Genomic DNA, 22157 nt, shown 5'->3' with positions numbered 1-22157 from the left:
TTAAGCTCAACAAAAATTGACAATAAAACAATCTCAACAATCAAACAATTCTGCCTTTTATTTTTATAATCACTTTAACTTTAAATATCGATAATAAGAAATCAGAAAAGCTGTTAAGTCTGTTTTAGATGCTTTAGGCTTAAATTATAATGTTGATAAGCCTCAAGCCCTGGAGCAGTATAATGCCGATCTGGAAGAAGGGACTTCTGAAATTGAAAAGGGAAACTTTATTTCTGCTGATCAGTTGAAAGCCGAAGCCATTAAATGGTAGTTGTTTGGAATTATAGAGGAAGATTAGAACTAAAAAAGGTTTTTGATTGTTAAATCAATAAGTTCATCACGCACTAGTATGGCATATTTTAAAGAGTCTAAAGCAATGTAATTGCGCTTAGTGAAAATCCCGAGAAATATGCTTTGGATAAATATAAAATAAATAATGATGGCAGTTGGCGGGCCTTCGAAAAATATTGTTACCGTATATCATATAAAATTACTGCTAACCAAATCCGTATAGTCTAGTTACGCCATACCATTAAATCTCCTTTGCATTATTGGCATCTCCTGTACGCCTTTCCATTTTCCACCTCCATCTTACATCATCCATATAACATATAGACTTTATTTTATTCCTTTAATCCTTCGTTTAGGCAAAAACAGTACATTATATTTGCCCGCATGTCGGTATTGCTGTTTACACTTATCGTTTTATTAGGTGCCTTTTTAGCCGGATTATTAGGCTCGCTAACCGGTTTAGGCGGTGGTGTAATTATTATTCCATTGCTTACTTTGGCCCTGGGTGTTGATATTCATTATGCCATTGGCGCATCTATTGTTTCGGTAATTGCTACCTCATCAGGGTCGGCTGCAGCTTATGTAAAAGAGGGTATCACGAATATCCGGATCGGGATGTTTTTGGAAATCGCGACCACAATAGGGGCGGTTTGCGGAGCAATAGTGGCTGTTTATCTAAATGCCAATTACATTGCCATTCTTTTTGGCTGCATCCTCATCTTTTCTGCCATCATGACTTTAAAGAAGAAGGTAGACCATACCACTTTGGATGATACCGATAAATGGGCCAAATTTTTTAAACTGAACGGCTCGTTTCCTGATAAAGGCATTGATCATCCTTATGCTGTAAAACATGTACCAGGCGGTTTTCTGATGATGCTTTTTGCAGGAACATTGTCTGGTTTGCTGGGTATCGGGAGCGGAGCCCTAAAAGTAATTGCGATGGATAACATTATGCGTTTACCCTTTAAGGTATCAACCACCACAAGCAATTTTATGATGGGCGTTACCGCTGCAGCTAGTGCGGTGGTGTACCTGCACCGCGGGCAAATTGATCCAGGTATTGCTATGCCGGTATGTATCGGGGTTTTAACAGGTGCTTCTTTAGGATCTAAAGTTTTATTAAGGACCAAAACCGATAAACTGAAAATTGTATTTGCAATAGTAGTGGCCTTTTTAGCCCTGCAGATGATTTATAAAGGAATAAGCGGATTATAATGGATACAGCAAAAAAAGAAAATCTGAACGATAAAGATATCCAGGTAATTCTGGGTACACTTCTGCGGGCGGGCGTAATTATTTCAATGAGCATTGTATTAATCGGTGGCGCCATTTTCCTCATTCATAATAAAGGGGCTTTTACCAACTATAAAGTTTTTAAACCCGAACTAAACAATTTTTCTTCCATAGCTGCAATTTTTAAAGGTGTATTAACTTTCCAGGGCGATGCCATTGTGCAGTTTGGTATCCTGATGCTTATTTTTACGCCGATTGCACGCATTGTTTTTGCTATCTTCAGCTTTTTAATAGAACGCGATTACCTTTATGTACTGATTGGGATCATCATTTTAACCATCATAACCATCAGTTTAAATGGTGGTTTGGCACATTAACTTGGTTTAAAAATTATTTTATTGAAAAAACTATTAAGATTTTAATTTAAACGCGTAAAATTGTGGCTTAAAATTAAATCTAATGGCAAAATCTGGAAAAGTTGTTCAACTGTTTCAAAAACCAGAGAATTTTATCAAAACCCGTGCTAGAGAACTGGAGTTGGGTAACTGTTACATCAGTCGCGATTGGGAAGAAGCGGGTCTTGCAAATGCAATGGTTAGCCGCAGGCATACTAATGGGAATTTTACCTTAGGTATGTACCTTGTAGATATGAAATGCTTAGGGGTTAAGGATACTACTTTTAAGTTTAATGTATCAGAAGAAGAACTGGAAGATTGTGTGGATTACATACAGGGCGATGAAATAGAATATGATAAATTACATAATATCATCTATGGTGCTGAAGCTTTTGCTAATGATTGTGGTTTTAAACCACATAAAGATTGGGCAATAACACAATTTATATTAGAAGAAGACGATGATCACATCCCGTTAATTGATATCGAATTTGGAGAAGATGGCGTACCTGCATATTTTGTTGGACCAAATGATAATCCTGCCAAAATAAAGCAAATACTGGCTACCTTAGATAAAAATGTTGGAGCGGGTAATTATCTGTTTTATTATGAAGATGAGTTTGAGGATGATGAAATTATTGAAGACGATAAAGAGCAAAGTTTTAAGCTGATATACTACACTTTCACTGGCGCTTACCGTGATAAATTTGGGGAAAGCGAAGCCGCTACCTTAAATAAAGATCATATTGCCGAAATTTGGGACCAAAAGGTGGATTCCGGACTTTACAGCCTCAATGATGAACTGGATGATCGTATTATTGAATGTGCCAAAGAATATGGGTCGATTTTTGATGTCAAAAGTGTCGAAAGTCTTAATCAGATTCATTCTTTTCTTATCAAAAACCCCGATATGCCATTATTTTACGCAGAATTATTTTTGCAATATAAAGTTTTTGGACTTCATACAAAGGCTGATGCCATAGCTAAAAAGGGGATGCAGCTTTTTCCTGATTTCTTATACTTAAGACTTTATGTGGCCCATGCCGCGATGGTTGATGGTGAATTGGACAAGGGCTTAAAGTTATTGAATAAAAAGCATAACCTTGATGAAGCATTCCCACAGCGAACAGCATTTGCAGAAGGCGAGTTTATGCTTTTTTATGCTGCATTATGTCAATATTTTTTAGCTAAGGATAATTTAATTGATGCCATAAACTGCAGCGATGCGCTGATTATCGAGATTTATAAATATGCTTGTAGTGAGAATGCAATACTTGATCTTTTACCGCGGATAAAAGCCAAACTGGGAGAGCCATACTAAAGGCAAAAATTGATCAAATTAAAGTGTTTTTAAACCTTAAGTAAGATCTAAAATGCTTTTAATCAAATTTATAGCTATTGCTTTAAATGCTCCAACAGCCCATTAACCTTCCTTTTCAGGTTAAATCCCATCATATCAGCAATTTATTTGAAAAAATATTTAGCTAACTATTTGAAAATTAATAATTCTTGTCTATCTTTGCCGTCCCTTTCGGGGGATGTACAACCACCTTGAACGAAGCCCTACTGCTTCGATGGGTGTTAAAAAGAAAAGATAAAATGTCAGGAATTATTGGAAAAAAAGTAGGAATGACCAGTATCTTTGATGCCGAAGGAAGAAACATTCCTTGTACGGTAATCGAGGCTGGGCCTTGTGTAGTTACACAAGTAAAGACCGAAGAAAAAGACGGGTATTCATCAATCCAACTGGGTTACGATGAGAAAAAAGAGAAAAACACAACTCAACCGTTAAAAGGCCATTTCGCGAAAGCAAACACAACTCCGAAACGCAAGCTGGTAGAATTCGATTCGTTTACAACTTCACTTAATTTAGGTGATGTAGTAACCGTTGACGCATTCGCAGAAGGCGATTTTGTTGATGTTGTAGGTACCTCAAAAGGTAAAGGTTTTCAAGGTGTTGTAAAACGCCACGGATTTGCCGGTGTTGGTATGCAGACTCACGGTCAGCATAACCGTTTACGTGCCCCAGGTTCATTGGGAGCATCATCATTCCCATCACGTGTATTCAAAGGAATGCGCATGGCAGGAAGAACAGGTGGAGACAGGGTAAAAATTCAGAACCTACAGGTTTTGAAAGTTTATGCTGAGCAAAACTTATTAGTAGTTAGTGGTTCCATTCCAGGAGCTAAAGGTTCTTACGTAATCTTAGACAAGTAATCAGATGGAAGTTAAAGTATTAAACATTTCAGGTAAAGAAACAGGTGCCAAGGTGCAACTTCCTGAATCGGTATTTGGTATCGAGCCTAACGACCACGCGATTTATTTAGATGTAAAACAGTATTTGGCTAATCAACGTCAAGGTACTCACAAATCTAAACAACGTAATGAGATTGCTGGTTCAACTCGTAAACTATACAAACAAAAAGGTACAGGTGGTGCAAGAGCAGGTAGCATTAAATCTCCGTTATTTAACGGTGGTGGTCGTGTTTTCGGTCCTCAGCCACGTGATTATAGCTTTAAATTGAACAAGAAATTAAAATCATTAGCACGTAAATCTGCTTTAGCTTATAAAGCCAAAGATAACAACGTGGTAATTGTAGAAGATTTCAACTTCGATACAGCTAAAACTAAAAACTATACCAGTTTATTGACTGCGTTAAACGTGGGTACACAGAAAACTTTATTGGTTTTACCTGCGCAAAATAATAATATCTATTTATCAAGCAGAAACATTCAGAAAACTAAAGTAATCTCGGCGGCAGATTTAAATACTTATGATGTATTAAACGCTGGTGTACTTGTGTTAACTGCTGATTCTGTTAAAACTTTGGAGGAGGCGTTTGCCAAATAATATGGAAATTTTAAAAAAACCAATATTAACCGAAAAAGCTTCAGCTTTAACTGAGAAATCTAACCGTTTCACATTTAGCGTTAACCACAAGGCTAACAAAATCCAAATCAAAGCTGCTATTGAAAAGTTGTACGGTGTAACTATCGTTGCAGTTAACACAATGGTTGTTGATGGAAAAGCTAAATCTCGTTACACTAAAGCAGGTTTTGTTTCAGGCCGTAGCCCGAAATACAAAAAAGCAATCGTAACGTTAAAAGACGGCGAAACAATAGATTATTACGCAACCCTTTAATTTAATAATTCATTATAACTATGGGCTTAAGAAAATTTAAACCAGTTACTCCAGGTACCCGCTTCAGAGTTGGTGCTAGTTTTACGGAGATTACAGCAACCAAGCCCGAAAAATCATTGGTTGTATCATCAAAAAAGTCTGGTGGACGTAACAATACAGGAAAAATGACTATGCGCTACATGGGCGGTGGTCACAAAAAATCATATCGTTTAATCGACTTCAAACGCGATAAATTCGATATTCCTGCAACAGTAGCTACTGTTGAATACGATCCAAACCGTACTGCCCGCATCGCATTATTATACTATGCAGATGGCGAGAAGCGTTATATCATCGCTCCTGAAGGATTGCAAGTTGGTTCGGTATTATTGTCGGGCGACACAGCATCACCAGAAGTAGGTAACACTTTAAAATTATCGAACATTCCATTAGGTTCTATTATCCACAATGTGGAGATTCACCCTGGAAAAGGAGCACAATTGGCTCGTAGTGCAGGTGCTTATGCACAATTAGCTGCCCGCGATGGTAAATATGCTACTTTAAAAATGCCTTCAGGCGAAACCCGTTTAATCCTGACTACTTGTCTTGCTACTATCGGTGCTGTATCTAACTCAGATCATGCAAACGAAGTATTAGGTAAAGCAGGTCGTAAACGTTGGTTGGGCCGTCGTCCGAGAACTAGACCGGTAGCGATGAACCCTGTCGATCACCCAATGGGTGGTGGTGAAGGTAGATCATCAGGTGGTCACCCACGTTCAAGAAATGGTGTTTTAGCTAAAGGCTTCAAAACCAGAGAACTTAAAAAATATTCTAATCGTTACATCATAGAGAGAAGGAAGAAATAATGGCTCGTTCGATAAAAAAAGGACCTTATATTGACCATAACGTAGAGAAAAAAGTAAACTCTATGAATGATTCAGGCAAAAAGTCTGTAATCAAAACTTGGTCTCGCAGATCAATGATATCACCAGATTTCGTGAATCATACATTTGCTGTACACAATGGAAATAAATTTATCCCTGTGTACGTTACAGAAAACATGGTTGGTCACAAGTTGGGAGAATTTGCTCCAACCAGAACATTCAGAGGACACGCTGAAAAGAAAAAATAATTAGACAATGGAAGCAATAGCAAAATTAAACAATTGTCCAACCTCACCGCGTAAGATGCGTTTGGTTGTAGATCTTATCAGAGGTGAACGTGTTGAGAAAGCATTAAGCATTTTAAAGTTTACCAATAAAGAAGCAGCAATAAGAGTTCAGAAATTATTATTATCTGCTATCAAAAACTGGGAAGCTAAAAATGAAGGTACCACTGCTGAAGAAAACCAACTTTTTGTAAAAACAGTAATGGTTGATGGTGGCCGTCAGTTAAAACGCTTACGTCCGGCTCCTCAGGGCCGTGGATATAGAATTCGTAAACGTTCTAACCACGTAACGCTGATTGTAGATAGTAAAAGTACAGAAACAACTCAAAACTAATTAGGAAATGGGACAAAAAGCAAATCCAATAGGTGCCAGGTTAGGAATTATCAAAGGATGGGATTCTAACTGGTTCGGTGGCAACAACTACTCCGATAAATTAGTTGAAGATGAGAAAATAAGAAAATACCTTTCTGCCCGTATCGCAAAAGGCGGTGTTGCTAAAGTGGTAATCGAACGTACGTTAAAACGTATTACAGTTACTATCCACACAGCTCGTCCGGGTATTGTAATCGGTAAAGCAGGTGCTGAGGTTGATAAAATCAAAGAAGAGTTAAAGAAATTGACTAAAAAGGAAATTCAAATTAACATCTTTGAAATTAAACGCCCGGAACTTGATGCACAATTAGTTGCAGAAGGTGTTGCAAAACAATTAGAAGCAAGGATCTCATTCCGTAGAGCAATGAAATCTTCTATCGCATCAACCATGCGTATGGGTGCTGAAGGTATCAAAATCATGACTTCTGGTCGTTTAGGTGGTGCTGAGATGGCACGTACTGAGCAGTACAAAGAAGGAAGAGTGCCTTTACATACATTCCGTGCTGATATCGACTACGCTTTAGCTGAAGCCTTAACTACTTATGGTAAAATAGGTGTTAAAGTTTGGATCTGTAAAGGTGAGGTTTATGGAAAACGTGATTTGTCTCCAAACATTGGTGCAACAAACAACGGTCCAAAAGGCGCATCAGATAAGCCAGCTTTCGGTGGAAGAGATAACCGCGGTGGTGGAAGAGATAACCGTGGCGGTGGTAACGACAGACGTGGTGGAAACCAAGGCGGTGGTCGTGGTCCAGGCCAGGGTGGTGCAAACAGAGGTGGTGGCGCAGGCGCTAACAGAGGTCCTCGTAAATAATTGATTTATTAACATCGTTTAACGATTAGAACAAAATAAAATGTTACAGCCAAAAAGAACGAAGTTCAGGAAGATGCAAAAAGGCAGAATGAAGGGTTTAGCTTCTCGTGGAGCTGAGTTAGCATTCGGATCTTTCGGTATCAAATCTCTAGAAGCTACTTGGATCACAAGTCGTCAGATAGAGGCTGCCCGTATTGCCGTAACTCGTTTCATGAAACGTGAAGGCCAAGTATGGATCAGGATCTTCCCGGACAAACCGGTAACTAAAAAACCTGCTGAGGTACGTATGGGTAAAGGTAAAGGTGCTCCTGAGTATTGGGTAGCAGTTGTAAGACCTGGACGCGTAATTTTCGAAGCTGAAGGTGTGCCTTTAGAAGTTGCTAAAGAAGCATTGCGTTTAGCCGCTCAGAAATTACCGATCCAAACCAAATTCGTAGTACGTAGAGATTACGTAGAAGCATAGTAAAGTGTTGAGGTGAATGTTGTAAATACTTGTTTATTATAACCGCTACACTCAACGTAAAAGAAAAAGAAAAATGAAAAATTCAGAAATCACAGGGCTTTCAAAAGAAGAATTAGTAGCTAAGATTGCGGAAGAAAAAGAGAACTTATCAAAATTGAAGTTTGCTCACACTATTTCAGCTATCGAAAATCCTTCACGTATTGCAAAAGTAAGGAAAGACATAGCCCGTTTAAACACTGAGTTGACTAAAGTGAAAAACACTGAGTCAGCTACTGAAACTAAATAATTTGAGAGTCGACATGGAAAGACAATTAAGAAAAACAAGAACCGGGTTAGTGGTAAGCAACAAGATGGATAAATCTGTTGTAGTGAGCGTGGAACGTAAAGTAAAACACCCGATTTATGGTAAGTTCGTAAAGAAAACTACCAAATTTATGGCTCACGACGAGAAAAATGAATGTGGTATCGGTGATACTGTATTGATTATGGAAACTCGTCCTTTGAGTAAAAACAAGAACTGGAGATTGGTACAAATTTTAGAAAGAGCTAAATAAGATGGTACAACAGGAATCAAGATTAAACGTTGCTGATAACAGTGGCGCAAAAGAAGTATTAGTAATTCGCGTGCTAGGTGGAACCGGCAAACGTTATGCTTCAATTGGTGATAAAGTAGTTGTTACCGTAAAAAGCGCGTTACCTTCTGGTAACATTAAAAAAGGTACAGTTTCTAAAGCAGTTGTTGTAAGAACTAAAAAAGAAATCCGTCGTAAAGATGGTTCTTATATCCGTTTTGACGATAATGCTGCTGTATTATTGAACGCACAGGATGAGCCAAGAGGTACACGTATCTTTGGCCCGGTTGCGAGAGAACTACGTGAAAAACAATTCATGAAAATTGTATCATTAGCACCGGAGGTATTATAAAATGGGAAACAAAGTAAATACACCATCAAAACTTAAAATCCGCACAGGAGATTTAGTTAAAGTCATTGCTGGCGATTCAAAAGGTCAACAAGGAAAAGTACTTTCAGTACTTATAGATAAAAACAGAGCCATTGTGGAAGGCATTAACTTAGTATCTAAGCATACTAAACCAAATGCTGCTAATCCAAACGGTGGTATTATTAAAAAAGAAGCTGCTCTTCACATTTCTAACTTGATGTTGGTTGATCCAAAATCTGGTAAAACTACCCGCGTAGGTCGTAAACTTAACGCAGATGGTAAGTTAGTTAGAGTTGCTAAAATTTCAGGAGAGGAGATTAAATAATGGCTACACCAAGATTAAAAAGCAAATACAAAGAAGAAGTTGTAAATGCACTAAAAGAAAAATTTCAGTACAAAACTGTAATGCAGGTTCCTAAATTGGAAAAAATCTGTATCAATCAGGGTGTTGGTCGTTTTTCTGTTACAGATAAGAAAATTATGGATACCACTATCGTTGAGTTGACTACCATTACTGGTCAGCAAGCGGTTCCGGCTAGTTCAAAGAAAGATATCTCTAACTTTAAATTACGTAAAGGTATGCCGGTAGGTGTACGTGTTACTTTACGCGATAACAACATGTACGAGTTCTTAGATCGTTTGATCTCTGTAGCTTTGCCTCGTATCCGTGATTTCAAAGGTATTAATGATAAAGGATTTGATGGAAAAGGTAACTATACATTAGGTGTTACTGAACAAATCATCTTTCCTGAGATTAATATCGATAAAATCAATAAAATTTTAGGTATGGATATAACTTTCGTAACTTCGGCAAAATCTGACGTTGAGGCTCTTGAGTTATTGAAACAATTCGGATTACCATTTAAAAATCAAAAAACAGCAGAATAATGGCAAAAGAAGGTGTAAAAGCACGCGAAGTTAAGCGCCAAAAATTGGTAGCTAGATACGCTGAAAAACGTGCAGTATTAAAAGCTGCAGGAGATTTCGAGGGTTTAGATAAATTACCTAAAAACTCATCTCCGGTACGTTTACACAACCGTTGTAAATTAACTGGTCGTCCTCGTGGATATATGCGTACCTTTGGTATTTCAAGGGTAACATTCCGCCAGATGGCACTAGACGGTAAAATACCAGGTGTTAAAAAAGCATCCTGGTAATATAGAATAGTATCAAGTACTGCAGTATCAAGTATAGAGCAGCAAGTATCAGGACCATATTGGACTTGATACTTGTATCTTATTACTTGATACTTATGTCTTACTAAAAAAGAATTTTAACCGGTAGCAGGTCCCACAGCTGGGTAGCAGAAGGAAACCACTATCAAAAACAATAAAAAATGAATACAGATCCAATAGCAGATTATTTAACAAGAGTAAGGAATGCCATTAAGGCCAACCACCGTGTTGTAGAAATTCCTGCATCAAACCTTAAAAAAGAAATTACTAAAGTTCTTTTTGACAAAGGTTACATCGCGAACTACAAGTTTGAAGATACTACAGTTCAAGGCACTATTAAAATTGCTTTGAAATACAATCCAATTACTAAAGTTCCTGCTATTCGTACATTAGTGCGAGTAAGTAAACCAGGTTTGAGAAACTATGCTGGTGTTGAAAATATGCCAAGAGTATTAAACGGTTTAGGTATCGCAATCTTATCTACTTCTAAAGGTGTAATGACCGATAAAGAAGCAGCCAAATTAAACATTGGTGGTGAGGTATTGTGTCACGTTTATTAATATTAGGAGAACAGCACAATGTCAAGAATAGGAAAAGCCCCAATTACAATCCCTGCAGGTGTTACAATTACCGTATCAAAAGATAACGTAGTAACTGTAAAAGGACCAAAAGGTGAATTAACACAAGCAGTAGATTCAGATATCACTGTAAGTCAGGAAGATGGAATTTTAACAGTTCAACGTCCATCAGATCAAAAGAAACACAAAGCATTACACGGTTTATATCGCTCATTGCTTAACAACATGGTTGTTGGTGTTACAGAAGGTTATAAATTAACTCAGGAATTAGTAGGTGTTGGTTACCGTGCTACAAACACAGGTAATACATTAGATCTGGTTTTAGGTTATTCTCACCATTATGTATTCCAATTGCCAGCGGAAATTACCGTAACTACGCAATCAGAAAAAGGTCAGACTCCTAAAATCATTTTAGAGAGTACCGACAAGCAATTGATCGGTCAGGTAGCAGCGAAAATCCGTTCGTTACGTGCACCAGAGCCATACAAAGGTAAAGGTATCAAGTTTGTAGGTGAAGTGTTAAGAAGAAAAGCAGGTAAATCAGCATCTAAAAAATAGTAATCATGGCAGGTAAAAAATTATCAAGAAGAGATCGTATTAAAAAAGGGATCAGAAAAAGACTTACCGGTTCAGAAGAACGTCCAAGGTTATCTGTATATAGAAGCAATAAAGGGATTTATGCGCAGGTAATTAACGATGTAACCGGTACAACAATAGCATCAGCATCATCATTATCGAAAGATTTTACTGGTACTGGAAACAAGAGCGACCAATCAGTTGCAGTAGGCAAATTAGTTGCCGAAAAAGCAATTGCAGCAGGTGTTAAAGAAGTTGTTTTCGATAGAAATGGCTATTTATACCACGGTCGTGTAAAATCGTTGGCAGAGGGTGCCCGCGAAGCTGGTTTAGTATTTTAATCTGAAGAAAAAGTAAGATGTCAACTATTAATATAAAAAGAGTAAAAACCACCGATATCGAATTAAAGGATCGTTTGGTTAGTATACAACGTGTTGCCAAAGTAACCAAAGGTGGCCGTACTTTCAGCTTCTCAGCAATTGTTGTTGTAGGTGATGAAAACGGTGTTGTTGGTTTCGGTTTAGGTAAAGCGAAAGAGGTAACTGAAGCAATCGCTAAAGGTGTGGATGATGCTAAAAAGAATTTGGTAAAAGTTCCAATTTTAAACGGTACTGTTCCTCACGAGCAAATCGGTAAATTCTCAGGTGGTTTTGTTTTAATCAAACCAGCTGCAGTAGGTACCGGAGTAATTGCTGGTGGTGCGATGCGTGCCGTATTAGAGAGTGCTGGTGTACACAACGTATTGGCAAAATCTAAAGGATCATCCAACCCACACAACGTGGTAAAAGCAACTGTTGATGCATTAACTAAAATGCGCGATGCTTATACAGTAGCTCAAACCCGTGGTATTGATTTAAACAAAGTATTTAACGGATAATATCATGGCTAAGATCAAAATAACACAAGTAAAAAGCGTTATCGACAGAAGCGAGCGCCAAAAAAGAACCGTTCAGGCTTTGGGTTTATCTAAAATGAACCAGAGTGTTGAGGTTGAAGCTACACCACAGATTATCGGTATGGTTCGCAAAGTGAACCACTTGGTAGCAATCGAAGCAATTTAATAAAGTTTTAAAGGTAATATTGGCTAAAACCGGTATTACCTTTATATATGTTTAATCGTTGTACCTGTTTAGTGAAAGCGAAGGGCAACACAAATTCAAAAAGATGAATTTAAGTAATTTAAAACCTGCAGTAGGTTCTACAAAAAACAGCAAAAGAATTGGTCGTGGTACAGGTTCTGGTCGTGGCGGTACTTCAACCCGTGGTCACAAAGGTGCGGGTTCTCGTTCAGGTCACAAAACCAAAATCGGTTTTGAAGGTGGTCAAATGCCTTTACAACGTCGTGTGCCTAAGGTTGGTTTCAAACCAATCAACCGTACTGAGTATGTTGGTGTAAACTTAGATGTTTTACAAGCTTTAGCTGAAAAACACAGCTTAACAACTATCGATTTTGCTGCTTTACAAGCACATGGTTTAGCTTCTAAAAACGACTTAGTTAAAATTTTAGGTCGTGGTGAAGTTAAAGCAAAGCTGGAAATTACAGCACATGCGTTCTCTGCAACCGCACAAAAAGCTATTGAAGCTGCAGGTGGTTCTATTGTAAAATTGTAATTATTAAATGAAGAAGCTATTTACTACTTTAAGTAATATCTGGAAAATTCAGGAATTAAAAGAGCGTATATTGTTTACGCTCTTAATTCTTTTGGTATACCGTTTCGTATCTCACGTGGTTTTACCAGGTGTAGATCCAACTGCTTTAGGCAATAACGAAAAATCAGGAATCTTAGGCTTACTAGATATGTTTGCCGGAGGTTCTTTCTCTCGTGTGTCTATTTTAGCATTGGGGGTAATGCCTTATATCTCTGCATCCATCGTGGTGCAACTATTGGGTATTGCTGTTCCTTCTTTCCAAAAAATGCAGAAAGAGGGCGAAAGTGGTAGAAAGAAAATGAACCAGATTACCCGTTACCTTACGGTAGCGATCACAATCGTTCAATCTGTTGGTTACGTTAAAACGCAAGTTCCTGCAGAAGCTATTTTGTTGCCAAATACTTTATTTTTAGTGTTATCTACATTTGTATTAACAGCAGGTACATTATTTGTAATGTGGTTAGGTGAAAAAATTACAGATAAAGGTATTGGTAACGGTACATCACTAATCATCATGGTTGGTATTATTGCCCGTTTACCTGTTGCAATTTCTCAAGAATTTAGTGCGCGTGTAGGCTCATCTAGTGAAGGTGGAGGCCCTGTTGCATTGGTTTTAGAGATCGTTGCTTTATTTGCGGTGGTAATGTTTACCATTTTAATTGTTCAAGGTGTACGTAAAGTACCTGTACAATACGCTAAGAAAATTGTTGGTAACCGCCAGTTTGGTGGTGTTCGTCAGTACATTCCTTTAAAGGTTAATGCTGCTGGTGTGATGCCGATCATTTTTGCTCAGGCGTTAATGTTCATTCCAGGTGCTTTAATGCAGTTTGTTCCTTCATTACAAGGTTCTTGGTTAATCCAGTTCAGTAACACAACTTCGTTGGCTTATAGCTTAACGTTCGCATTTTTAATTATCGCATTTACTTTCTTCTATACTGCCATTACAGTTAATCCAACTCAGATGAGTGATGATATGAAGAAAAACGGTGGTTTTATCCCAGGTATTAAGCCAGGTTTTGCAACATCAACTTTTATTGACGATGTAATTTCTAAAATCACTTTCCCAGGTGCAGTATTTTTAGCGATCATTGCTATTTTACCTTCTTTAGCAGTTAAGTTTGGTATTAAACAAGAGTTTGCGCACTTCTTCGGTGGTACTTCTTTATTGATTTTAGTGGGTGTTGTATTGGATACTTTACAGCAGATCGAAAGTTATTTATTGATGCGCCATTATGATGGTTTGATGAAAACGGGTAGAGTTACTGGCAGAACAGGAGTTCCTGCTGCAAGTAGCAACGCAGCGTTGTAGTGTAACGGATGTCTAAAATTTATTACAAATCTCTTGAGGAGATCGAGTTAATAAGAGAAAGTTCCATGCTTGTTTCTAAAACTTTAGCCGAAGTGGCGAAAGTGATAAAAGCAGGCATGACTACTATCCAGTTAGATAAACTAGCCTATGAGTTTATAAGTGACCACGGAGCGATTCCGGCATTTTTAAACTATAATGGTTTCCCTAATTCTTTATGTATTTCGCCAAATGAGCAAGTTGTTCATGGTTTTCCAGGCGAATACGTAATCAAGGAGGGCGACTTAATTTCGGTTGATTGTGGGGTAATTAAAAACAATTATTTTGGCGATTCTGCTTACACTTTCTCTATCGGGGAAATTGATGCAGAAAAACAGAAGTTGGTTGAGGTTACTAAACGTTGCCTGGAATTGGGTATAGAAAAAGCTGTTGTTGGTATGCGTATCGGTGATATCGGTTTCGCTGTTCAGCAGTATGCAGAAGCTAATGGATTTGGCGTAGTAAGAGAACTTGTAGGACATGGTGTTGGTGTAAAACTTCATGAGAAGCCAGAAGTTCCGAATTATGGGAAACGTGGTGCAGGACCAAAACTTGAAGAAGGGATGGTAATTGCGATAGAACCCATGATCAATGCAGGCATAGCCGGTGTTAAATTCCATAACGATGGGTGGACGGTAACCAGTAAAGACAATAAGCCATCGGCACATTTTGAACACACAGTAGCCGTAAAAAAGGGCAAAGCAGATGTTTTATCAACGTTTTCTATAATAGAAGAAGTTTTACAACAAAAAAAATAAATAATTAAAATTTTTTATTTAATTTTGCAACCCTGTTTAGAAGCAGCTAATTAAGTAACAATCAATAAAATATGGCTAAACAAGCCTCAATTGAACAAGACGGAGTAATAAGAGAAGCATTATCCAATGCAATGTTCCGGGTAGAACTCGAGAACGGGCATGAGATTATTGCGCATATTTCAGGAAAGATGAGGATGCACTACATCAAAATTCTTCCTGGAGATAAAGTTAAATTGGAAATGTCTCCTTATGATTTAACAAAAGGACGCATTACTTATAGATACAAATAAAATGAAAGTTAGATCATCAATTAAAAAGCGTAGCGCTGATTGCAAGATTATTCGCCGTAAAGGAAAACTTTACGTAATCAACAAGAAAAATCCTAAATACAAGCAACGTCAAGGGTAATTAAGAATATTGTAATCAACCGCACAACGGTGGCCCGCCGTTCGGAATTACTTAAAACATAAATAAATATGGCAAGGATTTCAGGTATTGATTTACCAAGAAACAAAAGAGGAGAGATCGGTTTAACCTATATCTACGGAATTGGTAGAACAACTGCTCAACGTATTTTAACTACGGCAGGTATCGATTTAAACAAAAAAGTACAAGACTGGTCTGATGATGAGTTATCAGCAATCCGTACAATGATTAACGATGAGATTAAAGTAGAAGGTGCTTTACGCTCAGAGGTTCAGTTAAACATCAAACGTTTAATGGATATTGGTTGTTACCGTGGTTTACGTCACAGAAAAGGTTTACCTTCTCGTGGTCAGCGTACTAAAAACAACTCACGTACTCGTAAGGGTAAGAGAAAAACAGTTGCTAACAAGAAAAAAGCTACTAAGTAATAGATAGATAGGAGAAGTGAGATTTTAGATATGAGCACCATGTCTTTAAAATCTGCTCAAATCTGGAATAAAAGAGAAAAAGTAGGATACTGAGTATCGGGGTAGAGAAAGTCTCATATCTCAAGTCTCATATCTAAAATCTAAAAGATAAAATGGCTAAGAGTAAAAAAGTAACAAAAAAACGTATCGTTGTAATTGAGCCTGTTGGTCAGGCGCATATCAATGCTACCTTCAACAACATCATCGTTACCTTAACAAACAACAACGGACAAACTATTTCATGGTCTTCTGCTGGTAAAATGGGCTTTAAAGGTTCTAAAAAGAACACCCCTTATGCAGCTGGTCAGGCAGCTTCAGATTGTGGTAAAGTTGCGTTTGATTTAGGTTTACGTAAAGTTGAAGTATTTGTAAAAGGTCCGGGTTCAGGTCGTGAATCTGCAATCAGAACTTTGCAAGTAGCAGGTATCGAGGTAACATCTATTAAAGATATTACTCCACTTCCTCACAACGGATGTCGTCCTCCTAAAAAGAGAAGAGTTTAATTAATTTTAAAGCTAAGAATCTCCAGCTTCAGGTTGGATGATACTTTAAAACAGAAAAAAAATGGCAAGATATACAGGCCCAAAATCAAAAATTGCACGTAAATTCAGAGAACCAATCTTCGGTCCTGATAAAGTGTTAGACAGAAAAAATTATCCTCCTGGGCAACATGGCTCATCTAAAAGAAGAGGAAAACAATCTGAATATGCTATCCAGTTAATGGAGAAACAAAAAGTAAAATACACTTATGGTGTATTGGAAAAACAATTCAGTAACTTATTTAAAAAAGCATCTTCACGTGCTGGTATCACCGGTGATAACTTACTTCAGTTATTAGAGGCACGTTTAGATAACACAGTTTACCGTTTAGGTATTTCAACAACCCGTTCTGGTGCACGCCAGTTAGTTAGCCATAAACACGTTACCGTGAATGGTGAAGTTGTAAATATCCCTTCATATCAGTTAAAAGCTGGTGATGTGGTTGCTGTTCGTGAAAAATCTAAATCTTTAGAATCAATTAGTAACTCAGTTGCAGGTAGAACTATTAATAAGTTTGCTTGGTTAGAGTGGAATGCCAGTGAATTAACCGGTAAATTCTTAACCTACCCTCAACGTGATGAGATTCCTGAAAATATCAAGGAAAACTTAATCATCGAGTTGTACTCAAAGTAATAAATGATCTGGTTAATTACCTCAAAAGGGTAATTAACTTTTTTCATATTACTATATATTCAATAACGAATTTAAAAAAATATAAATGGCAATTTTAGCATTTCAGAAACCAGACAAAGTGATCATGCAGAAATCAACCGATTTCGATGGCACATTTGAATTTCGTCCTTTAGAGCCCGGTTTCGGTGTAACAATTGGTAATGCCTTAAGAAGAATTTTACTTTCTTCGTTAGAAGGTTATGCTATTACTACTATTCGTTTTTCAGGCGTATCTCACGAATTTTCTACCATGAAAGGTGTTGTAGAAGATTTAACTGATATTATCTTAAACTTAAAACAAGTTCGTTTTAAGAAAACAGGTGATTCAGGTGATTCTGAAAAAGTTTTCATCATCGTTAATGGTCAAGATCAGTTTAAAGCTGGTGATATCACTAAATTCTCTAACAACTTTACAGTTTTAAACCCTGAGCATGTAATTTGCAATATGGATAAATCTGTTACTTTGGAAGTGGAATTAACCATCAATAAAGGACGTGGTTATGTACCTGCTGAAGAAAATAAAGTTGCTGATGCTGTTGTAGGTGTAATCGCAATCGATTCGATTTATACTCCAATGAAAAATGTAAAATACACGATCGAAAACTTTCGTGTTGAGCAAAAAACGGATTATGAAAAATTGGTTTTAGATATCTCTACTGACGGTTCAATTCATCCGGAAGAAGCATTAAAAGAAGCGGCTAAGATCCTTATCCAGCACTTTATGTTATTCTCTGATGAGAATTTGGTATTAGAATCTCAGGCTAAAGAAGAAACTAAAGAAGTTGACGAGGAAATTTTACACATGCGTAAAATCCTTAAAACTGAATTGGTAGATATGGATCTTTCAGTTAGAGCATTAAACTGCTTAAAAGCTGCTGACATCCGTACTTTAGCTGATTTAGTTTCTTACGATGTTGCTGATATGTTAAAATTCAGAAACTTCGGTAAGAAATCTTTAACAGAGATCCAGGAATTAGTAAAATCAAAAGGTTTATCATTTGGTATGAACCTGTCTAAATTTAAGTTAGACGAAGAATAAGCGCATGGCGCTCCGCGCTAAGCGAAATAAACTATTAGTTCACAGTGTATAATTCCCTCTGAGACAGAGACGGTATACACTTAATCAAAAAACAATGAGACACGGTAAAAAAGTAAACCACTTAGGTAGAACCGACAGCCACAGAAAAGCGATGTTAGCTAACATGGCTACATCACTTATTAAAGCAAAAAGAATTACTACAACTTTAGCTAAAGCTAAAGCTTTACGTACTTATGTTGAGCCATTAATCACTAAAGCGAAAAATGACACTACTCACTCACGTCGTACAGTTTTCTCTTACCTACAGGATAAAGAAGTAATCACTATTTTGTTCCGTGAAGTGGCTGAAAAAGTTGCTAACCGTCCAGGTGGTTATACTCGTATCATTAAATTAAACAATCGTCAGGGTGATAATGCTGAGATGGCTTTAATTGAATTGGTAGACTACAATACAGTTTACGGTAAAGATGTAGAAGTTAAAGAAGAGAAGAAAACAACTCGTCGTGGTAGAAGTAAAGCTACTGCTGCACCTAAAGCTGCTGAAGCGAAAGCTGAAGTTGCCGAAGAAGTTGCTCCTGCTGAAGAAGCTCCTGCTACTGAAGAACCAAAAGGAGAATAATTTTATTCGCCTTAAGCATACGAAAGTCCTGTTCGAAAGAGCAGGACTTTTTTTGTTTTCTGTCATTCTGAACGCAATGAAGAATCTTTAAGCCATGAAATGATGACCTGAATAAGGTGATAAAAAACCTGGACTAGTTGAAATCTGTAGACATACCAGTTTTCTGTGGTATTAGCAAAGGGATTCTTCGCTGCGCTCAGAATGACAATACCTTAAAACCAATAACTATTGAACCAATGAACCAAACCAATCAAACGTTTGTCTCATTTTTTCATTACATAGCCTTATTTCATTCTGCTATACATAAATTAGCCTAAAACAAATTGATCATGAAATTTAGGCTTGTTCTACTGTTCTGTTTATTCGGACAACTATCCCTTAATGCGCAAATACTTAAATATACCAATAGTAACAATGCCTGGAATCCTGATTCTTTGGGTAATCACAGGGCTGTTGTTCAATTTGCTGGCACAGGTAAAATCGCACATGCAAAAATTGATTGGCGCAGGAGGGATGAACATCCTGAATTAAAAGGGATCATCATTCAGGATGCCAATGGAAAAACTGTTTCGCTTGTAGTTACGGATAAGCTAACCAGAGAAAGTGCGGATATTTATTTCGAAACTTCTGGCGCTGGGAAATATTATGTGTATTACCTCGCTTATAAAAATGAGGGGAGGAGTAATTATCCAAAGGGCGTTTATATTAAACCTAAACAAATTGATGAGAGTTGGTTAAATAGGGCGAAAAAAGTTAAAGTAAACACTGCTGTGAAGGAGATCCAGTCTATCGATGCTTTTAACTCCTTTTATCCCATGGAAGTAATTGCTACAGGCAAAGAAACAGCTGCATTAAAGGCCAAACATGCTTCGGAAGCTTTTGTCGTTTTTCCCGAAGACAGAATGTTTCCAATTAAAATGCAGAATGATTTACCTTATCGTTGGATACAAAAGGGTGCTGCAAATACTTTTACAGGTTCAGCAAGCAGAGGCGAAAATTATGCCCTACAATTAGGCGTATTTGCTTTGAAAGATCTAAATAACCTGACAGTAAGCTTTGGTGATCTAAAAACTGCCACCGGAAAAGTAATCTCTTCGAAATACATCAACTGTTTAAATACGAATGGAATAAGTTATGATAACAAGCCATTGGTTAAAACGGTAAATATGGCCTCCGGTAAAATTCAACCGATGTGGATAACAATTAACATTCCTAAAAATACAGCTCCTGGTATTTATGCAGGTAAATTCACGGTTAAAGCCAATGGAAAAGCTAAAGTAATTGGTGCCAGAATTACTATTGGTAACGAAGTTTTGGCTGATGCCGGGGTAGGAATGCCAAACAAACAGACCCGTTTAAGCTGGTTAAATTCTACTATGGCGCAAGCTAATACCGTAGTGGCTCCTTATACGCCCTTAACAGTTGAAGGTAATGTAATTTCTCTTTTAGGTAGAAAATTCGAAATCAATGCAGATGGTTTTCCTAAGCAGATCCAGACTTTCTTTAATGCTGAAATGACCGCTTATAAAGAAAAACCAAATAATATCCTGGCCGAGCCGATTCACTTTCATTTTTTTAATACACCAAAAACGCAGGAGAAATTTGCACCAGGTAATTTCCAGATTACCAGTAAAGAAGCTGGGACAGTAAAATGGTCGGCGACTAACATCTCTGAAAACTTGAAAATGGATTTAGAAGGTGCTTTGGAGTTTGATGGTTATGTGCATTACGTTGTTAAGGTTACTGCCTTAAAAGATGTTGAATTTAGCAATGTTGATTTTCATATCCCTTTTGATAAGGGTTCTACTAAATACTTGATGGGTTTAGGAGAGAAAGGTGGTGTTAGACCAGATACCGTAAAATGGAAATGGGATGTAGCCAATAAAAACCAGGATGCAGTATGGGTCGGAAACGTGAATGCGGGCCTGTATTACAACTTGAGAGATGAGAATTATATCAGGCCATTAAACACCAATTTCTACCTTCAGAAGCCTTTATTGTTGCCTAAATCGTGGGGAAATGGGTATAAAGGAGGGATCCAGATCAATGTAAAAGGCAGTTCGATGCTGGCCGATAACTTTACAGGGCCAAGAAGCATGAAAAAAGGTGATGTATTGTACTACAATTTTAATTTACTGATCACACCGTTCCATTTACTTAACACCGATTTTCAATGGGACAACCGTTTTTATCATAAATATGGCGATTTAGATTCTATTAAATCGACAGGTGCAACCGTAGTGAACATTCACCATGCTACACCGATTAATCCCTGGATCAACTATCCATTTATTGAGTGGAAAAAGATGAAAGGTTATATTGATAATGCACATTCAAAAGGATTAAAAGTGAAAATTTATAACACTGTTCGAGAATTATCTAATCATGCATACGAGTGGCCTGCTTTACGGAGTTTAGGTGCCGAAGTATATTCTCCAGGTAATGGCGGTGGTTTTAGCTGGTTACAGGAACATTTAGATTCGAACTATATTGCAGCCTGGTTTGTGCCTGAAATTAAAGATGCTGCTGTAATTAACAGTGGAATGAACCGTTGGCATAATTATTATGTAGAGGGCATGAACTGGCTGGTAAATAATGTTGGCATTGATGGGGTTTATTTAGACGATGTGGCCTTCGATCGCGTAACCATGAAGCGGATTAAACGTGTGCTGACACAGCATAACCATCCGGGCATTATCGATCTGCATTCAGCAAATCAATACAATAAAAGTGATGGTTTTAACAATAGCGCCATTTTATACCTGGAGCATTTCCCTTACCTGAACCGTTTATGGTTTGGCGAATATTTCGATTACCAGAAAAACAATCCCGATTTCTTTTTAACAGAAGTAAGCGGCATTCCGTTCGGTTTAATGGGTGAGATGTTGCAGGATGATGGAAACCCTTGGCGCGGCATGATTTATGGCATGACAAGCCGTTTGGGCTGGTCGGAGAAAAGCGATCCAAAACCGCTGTGGAAAGCCTGGGATAACTTCGGTATTAAAGGATCTGAAATGATTGGTTACTGGAGCGAAAACTGTCCGGTTAAAACTGATAACCCAAAAGTATTGGCAACGGTTTACAAACAAAAAGGTAAAACGATGATTGCTTTGGCTAGCTGGGCAGAAGGAGATACTAAGGTTAATTTAGCTATTGATTGGGCTAAGCTTGGTTTAGATGCATCTAAAATAAAAATTACTGCTCCTGCAATTGATAAATTTCAAACTGCAGGAAGTTACCCTGAAGGTGAATCGGTTCCTGTTGAAAAAGGAAAAGGTTTGATTTTGATAGTGGAGTAATTTTATTTGTCAAGGTTTGTGTCTTCACGAGCCACGTAATTTCTGTTAAAGATAATATTTTTACCGTCATTTCGAGCGGAGTGCAATGCAGTCAAAAAATCTGTCTAGGTAGATCTCTCCATTCCGCTGTGCTCCAGTCGAGATGACGATTTTTTTAGAAATTATATCTTCACATTTTCCATGCGCCGTGGTTTTGTTTCCCCCACGAA

The 22157-nt window shown here is 37.6% G+C and carries 33 protein-coding genes; all 33 read left to right on the top strand.

Features of this window, described 5'->3' with window-relative positions:
- Positions 1 to 675 precede the first annotated feature (675 nt).
- The 33 genes from FFJ24_RS17570 to FFJ24_RS17410 all read left to right on the top strand — a co-directional run bounded on the left by FFJ24_RS17570 (position 676) and on the right by FFJ24_RS17410 (position 21948).
- The gene (locus FFJ24_RS17570) at positions 676 to 1509 is read left to right on the top strand and encodes a sulfite exporter TauE/SafE family protein (RefSeq protein ID WP_138818424.1); all 834 of its coding nucleotides are present in this window, start codon (positions 676 to 678) and stop codon (positions 1507 to 1509) included.
- Complete coding sequence (locus tag FFJ24_RS17565; RefSeq protein WP_138818423.1) at positions 1509 to 1904, top strand: DUF1634 domain-containing protein; 396 nt, start codon at positions 1509 to 1511, stop codon at positions 1902 to 1904. Before FFJ24_RS17570 ends, FFJ24_RS17565 begins: the two co-directional genes overlap by 1 nt.
- Before the next feature lie 82 nt (positions 1905 to 1986).
- Positions 1987 to 3243 carry a hypothetical protein gene (locus FFJ24_RS17560; protein ID WP_138818422.1) on the top strand — a complete coding sequence of 419 codons (1257 nt, stop codon included), beginning with the start codon at positions 1987 to 1989 and terminating at the stop codon, positions 3241 to 3243.
- A gap of 278 nt (positions 3244 to 3521) precedes the next feature.
- Positions 3522 to 4139 carry a 50S ribosomal protein L3 gene (gene rplC, locus FFJ24_RS17555; RefSeq protein ID WP_057932251.1) on the top strand — a complete coding sequence of 206 codons (618 nt, stop codon included), beginning with the start codon at positions 3522 to 3524 and terminating at the stop codon, positions 4137 to 4139.
- 4 nt (positions 4140 to 4143) lie between these two features.
- Positions 4144 to 4773 (top strand): 50S ribosomal protein L4, encoded by a 630-nt coding sequence (gene rplD, locus FFJ24_RS17550; RefSeq protein WP_138818421.1) that lies wholly within the window; start codon positions 4144 to 4146, stop codon positions 4771 to 4773.
- A 1-nt stretch (position 4774) separates the two neighbouring features.
- Complete coding sequence (gene rplW / locus FFJ24_RS17545) at positions 4775 to 5065, top strand: 50S ribosomal protein L23 (protein ID WP_025145221.1); 291 nt, start codon at positions 4775 to 4777, stop codon at positions 5063 to 5065.
- Between the two features lie 20 nt (positions 5066 to 5085).
- Positions 5086 to 5910 (top strand): 50S ribosomal protein L2, encoded by an 825-nt coding sequence (rplB, locus tag FFJ24_RS17540; RefSeq protein ID WP_138818420.1) that lies wholly within the window; start codon positions 5086 to 5088, stop codon positions 5908 to 5910.
- Complete coding sequence (gene rpsS / locus FFJ24_RS17535) at positions 5910 to 6176, top strand: 30S ribosomal protein S19 (RefSeq protein WP_010599906.1); 267 nt, start codon at positions 5910 to 5912, stop codon at positions 6174 to 6176. The genes rplB and rpsS overlap by 1 nt, the downstream gene beginning before the upstream one ends.
- 7 nt (positions 6177 to 6183) lie before the next feature.
- Positions 6184 to 6546, top strand: coding sequence for a 50S ribosomal protein L22 (rplV, locus tag FFJ24_RS17530; RefSeq protein ID WP_138818419.1), 363 nt, complete (start codon positions 6184 to 6186; stop codon positions 6544 to 6546).
- A gap of 7 nt (positions 6547 to 6553) precedes the next feature.
- Positions 6554 to 7399: a 30S ribosomal protein S3 gene (rpsC, locus tag FFJ24_RS17525; protein ID WP_090501104.1), complete on the top strand. Its 846-nt coding sequence runs from the start codon at positions 6554 to 6556 to the stop codon at positions 7397 to 7399.
- A 40-nt stretch (positions 7400 to 7439) separates the two neighbouring features.
- Positions 7440 to 7862 (top strand): 50S ribosomal protein L16, encoded by a 423-nt coding sequence (gene rplP / locus FFJ24_RS17520; protein WP_010599903.1) that lies wholly within the window; start codon positions 7440 to 7442, stop codon positions 7860 to 7862.
- Between the two features lie 73 nt (positions 7863 to 7935).
- Entirely contained in the window at positions 7936 to 8148 is a 213-nt protein-coding gene (gene rpmC / locus FFJ24_RS17515) for a 50S ribosomal protein L29 (RefSeq protein ID WP_025145217.1), read from the top strand.
- Positions 8149 to 8161: 13 nt separating this feature from the next.
- Complete coding sequence (gene rpsQ, locus FFJ24_RS17510; RefSeq protein WP_010599901.1) at positions 8162 to 8416, top strand: 30S ribosomal protein S17; 255 nt, start codon at positions 8162 to 8164, stop codon at positions 8414 to 8416.
- A 1-nt stretch (position 8417) separates the two neighbouring features.
- Entirely contained in the window at positions 8418 to 8786 is a 369-nt protein-coding gene (gene rplN / locus FFJ24_RS17505) for a 50S ribosomal protein L14 (protein WP_010599900.1), read from the top strand.
- A 1-nt stretch (position 8787) separates the two neighbouring features.
- Positions 8788 to 9129, top strand: coding sequence for a 50S ribosomal protein L24 (gene rplX, locus FFJ24_RS17500; protein ID WP_138818418.1), 342 nt, complete (start codon positions 8788 to 8790; stop codon positions 9127 to 9129).
- Positions 9126 to 9692: a 50S ribosomal protein L5 gene (gene rplE, locus FFJ24_RS17495; RefSeq protein WP_138818417.1), complete on the top strand. Its 567-nt coding sequence runs from the start codon at positions 9126 to 9128 to the stop codon at positions 9690 to 9692. Before rplX ends, rplE begins: the two co-directional genes overlap by 4 nt.
- On the top strand, positions 9692 to 9961 hold the full coding sequence (gene rpsN, locus FFJ24_RS17490) for a 30S ribosomal protein S14 (RefSeq protein ID WP_025145214.1): 270 nt from the start codon (positions 9692 to 9694) through the stop codon (positions 9959 to 9961). The genes rplE and rpsN overlap by 1 nt, the downstream gene beginning before the upstream one ends.
- 179 nt (positions 9962 to 10140) lie before the next feature.
- The gene (rpsH, locus tag FFJ24_RS17485; RefSeq protein ID WP_010599896.1) at positions 10141 to 10539 is read left to right on the top strand and encodes a 30S ribosomal protein S8; all 399 of its coding nucleotides are present in this window, start codon (positions 10141 to 10143) and stop codon (positions 10537 to 10539) included.
- A gap of 18 nt (positions 10540 to 10557) precedes the next feature.
- Complete coding sequence (rplF, locus tag FFJ24_RS17480; protein WP_090501107.1) at positions 10558 to 11115, top strand: 50S ribosomal protein L6; 558 nt, start codon at positions 10558 to 10560, stop codon at positions 11113 to 11115.
- Between the two features lie 5 nt (positions 11116 to 11120).
- Positions 11121 to 11474: a 50S ribosomal protein L18 gene (gene rplR, locus FFJ24_RS17475; protein ID WP_090501109.1), complete on the top strand. Its 354-nt coding sequence runs from the start codon at positions 11121 to 11123 to the stop codon at positions 11472 to 11474.
- A gap of 17 nt (positions 11475 to 11491) precedes the next feature.
- Complete coding sequence (gene rpsE / locus FFJ24_RS17470; protein WP_010599893.1) at positions 11492 to 12010, top strand: 30S ribosomal protein S5; 519 nt, start codon at positions 11492 to 11494, stop codon at positions 12008 to 12010.
- A gap of 4 nt (positions 12011 to 12014) precedes the next feature.
- Positions 12015 to 12194, top strand: coding sequence for a 50S ribosomal protein L30 (gene rpmD, locus FFJ24_RS17465; RefSeq protein ID WP_010599892.1), 180 nt, complete (start codon positions 12015 to 12017; stop codon positions 12192 to 12194).
- Positions 12195 to 12297: 103 nt separating this feature from the next.
- Positions 12298 to 12744 (top strand): 50S ribosomal protein L15, encoded by a 447-nt coding sequence (gene rplO / locus FFJ24_RS17460; protein ID WP_025145210.1) that lies wholly within the window; start codon positions 12298 to 12300, stop codon positions 12742 to 12744.
- A 7-nt stretch (positions 12745 to 12751) separates the two neighbouring features.
- Positions 12752 to 14092, top strand: a complete 1341-nt coding sequence (gene secY, locus FFJ24_RS17455) for a preprotein translocase subunit SecY (protein WP_121283861.1) — start codon at positions 12752 to 12754, stop codon at positions 14090 to 14092.
- An 8-nt stretch (positions 14093 to 14100) separates the two neighbouring features.
- Positions 14101 to 14886: a type I methionyl aminopeptidase gene (map, locus tag FFJ24_RS17450; protein ID WP_138818416.1), complete on the top strand. Its 786-nt coding sequence runs from the start codon at positions 14101 to 14103 to the stop codon at positions 14884 to 14886.
- Positions 14887 to 14957: 71 nt separating this feature from the next.
- On the top strand, positions 14958 to 15176 hold the full coding sequence (gene infA / locus FFJ24_RS17445) for a translation initiation factor IF-1 (RefSeq protein ID WP_010599888.1): 219 nt from the start codon (positions 14958 to 14960) through the stop codon (positions 15174 to 15176).
- Between the two features lies 1 nt (position 15177).
- Positions 15178 to 15294, top strand: coding sequence for a 50S ribosomal protein L36 (rpmJ, locus tag FFJ24_RS17440; RefSeq protein WP_010599887.1), 117 nt, complete (start codon positions 15178 to 15180; stop codon positions 15292 to 15294).
- Between the two features lie 68 nt (positions 15295 to 15362).
- Positions 15363 to 15740, top strand: a complete 378-nt coding sequence (gene rpsM / locus FFJ24_RS17435) for a 30S ribosomal protein S13 (protein ID WP_010599886.1) — start codon at positions 15363 to 15365, stop codon at positions 15738 to 15740.
- Between the two features lie 152 nt (positions 15741 to 15892).
- Positions 15893 to 16282 carry a 30S ribosomal protein S11 gene (gene rpsK, locus FFJ24_RS17430; protein ID WP_010599885.1) on the top strand — a complete coding sequence of 130 codons (390 nt, stop codon included), beginning with the start codon at positions 15893 to 15895 and terminating at the stop codon, positions 16280 to 16282.
- A 61-nt stretch (positions 16283 to 16343) separates the two neighbouring features.
- Positions 16344 to 16952 (top strand): 30S ribosomal protein S4, encoded by a 609-nt coding sequence (gene rpsD, locus FFJ24_RS17425; protein WP_029282720.1) that lies wholly within the window; start codon positions 16344 to 16346, stop codon positions 16950 to 16952.
- A gap of 85 nt (positions 16953 to 17037) precedes the next feature.
- Positions 17038 to 18030: a DNA-directed RNA polymerase subunit alpha gene (locus FFJ24_RS17420; protein ID WP_025145205.1), complete on the top strand. Its 993-nt coding sequence runs from the start codon at positions 17038 to 17040 to the stop codon at positions 18028 to 18030.
- A gap of 94 nt (positions 18031 to 18124) precedes the next feature.
- The gene (gene rplQ, locus FFJ24_RS17415; RefSeq protein WP_138818415.1) at positions 18125 to 18649 is read left to right on the top strand and encodes a 50S ribosomal protein L17; all 525 of its coding nucleotides are present in this window, start codon (positions 18125 to 18127) and stop codon (positions 18647 to 18649) included.
- Positions 18650 to 18978: 329 nt separating this feature from the next.
- Positions 18979 to 21948 (top strand): glycoside hydrolase domain-containing protein, encoded by a 2970-nt coding sequence (locus tag FFJ24_RS17410; protein ID WP_138818414.1) that lies wholly within the window; start codon positions 18979 to 18981, stop codon positions 21946 to 21948.
- Positions 21949 to 22157: the final 209 nt, after the last annotated feature.

Origin of the sequence: Pedobacter sp. KBS0701 (assembly GCF_005938645.2) — a bacterium.
GTDB lineage: Bacteria > Bacteroidota > Bacteroidia > Sphingobacteriales > Sphingobacteriaceae > Pedobacter.
Note: the sequence above shows the minus strand (reverse complement) of the source record. Positions and strands in the feature narration are given on the sequence as shown.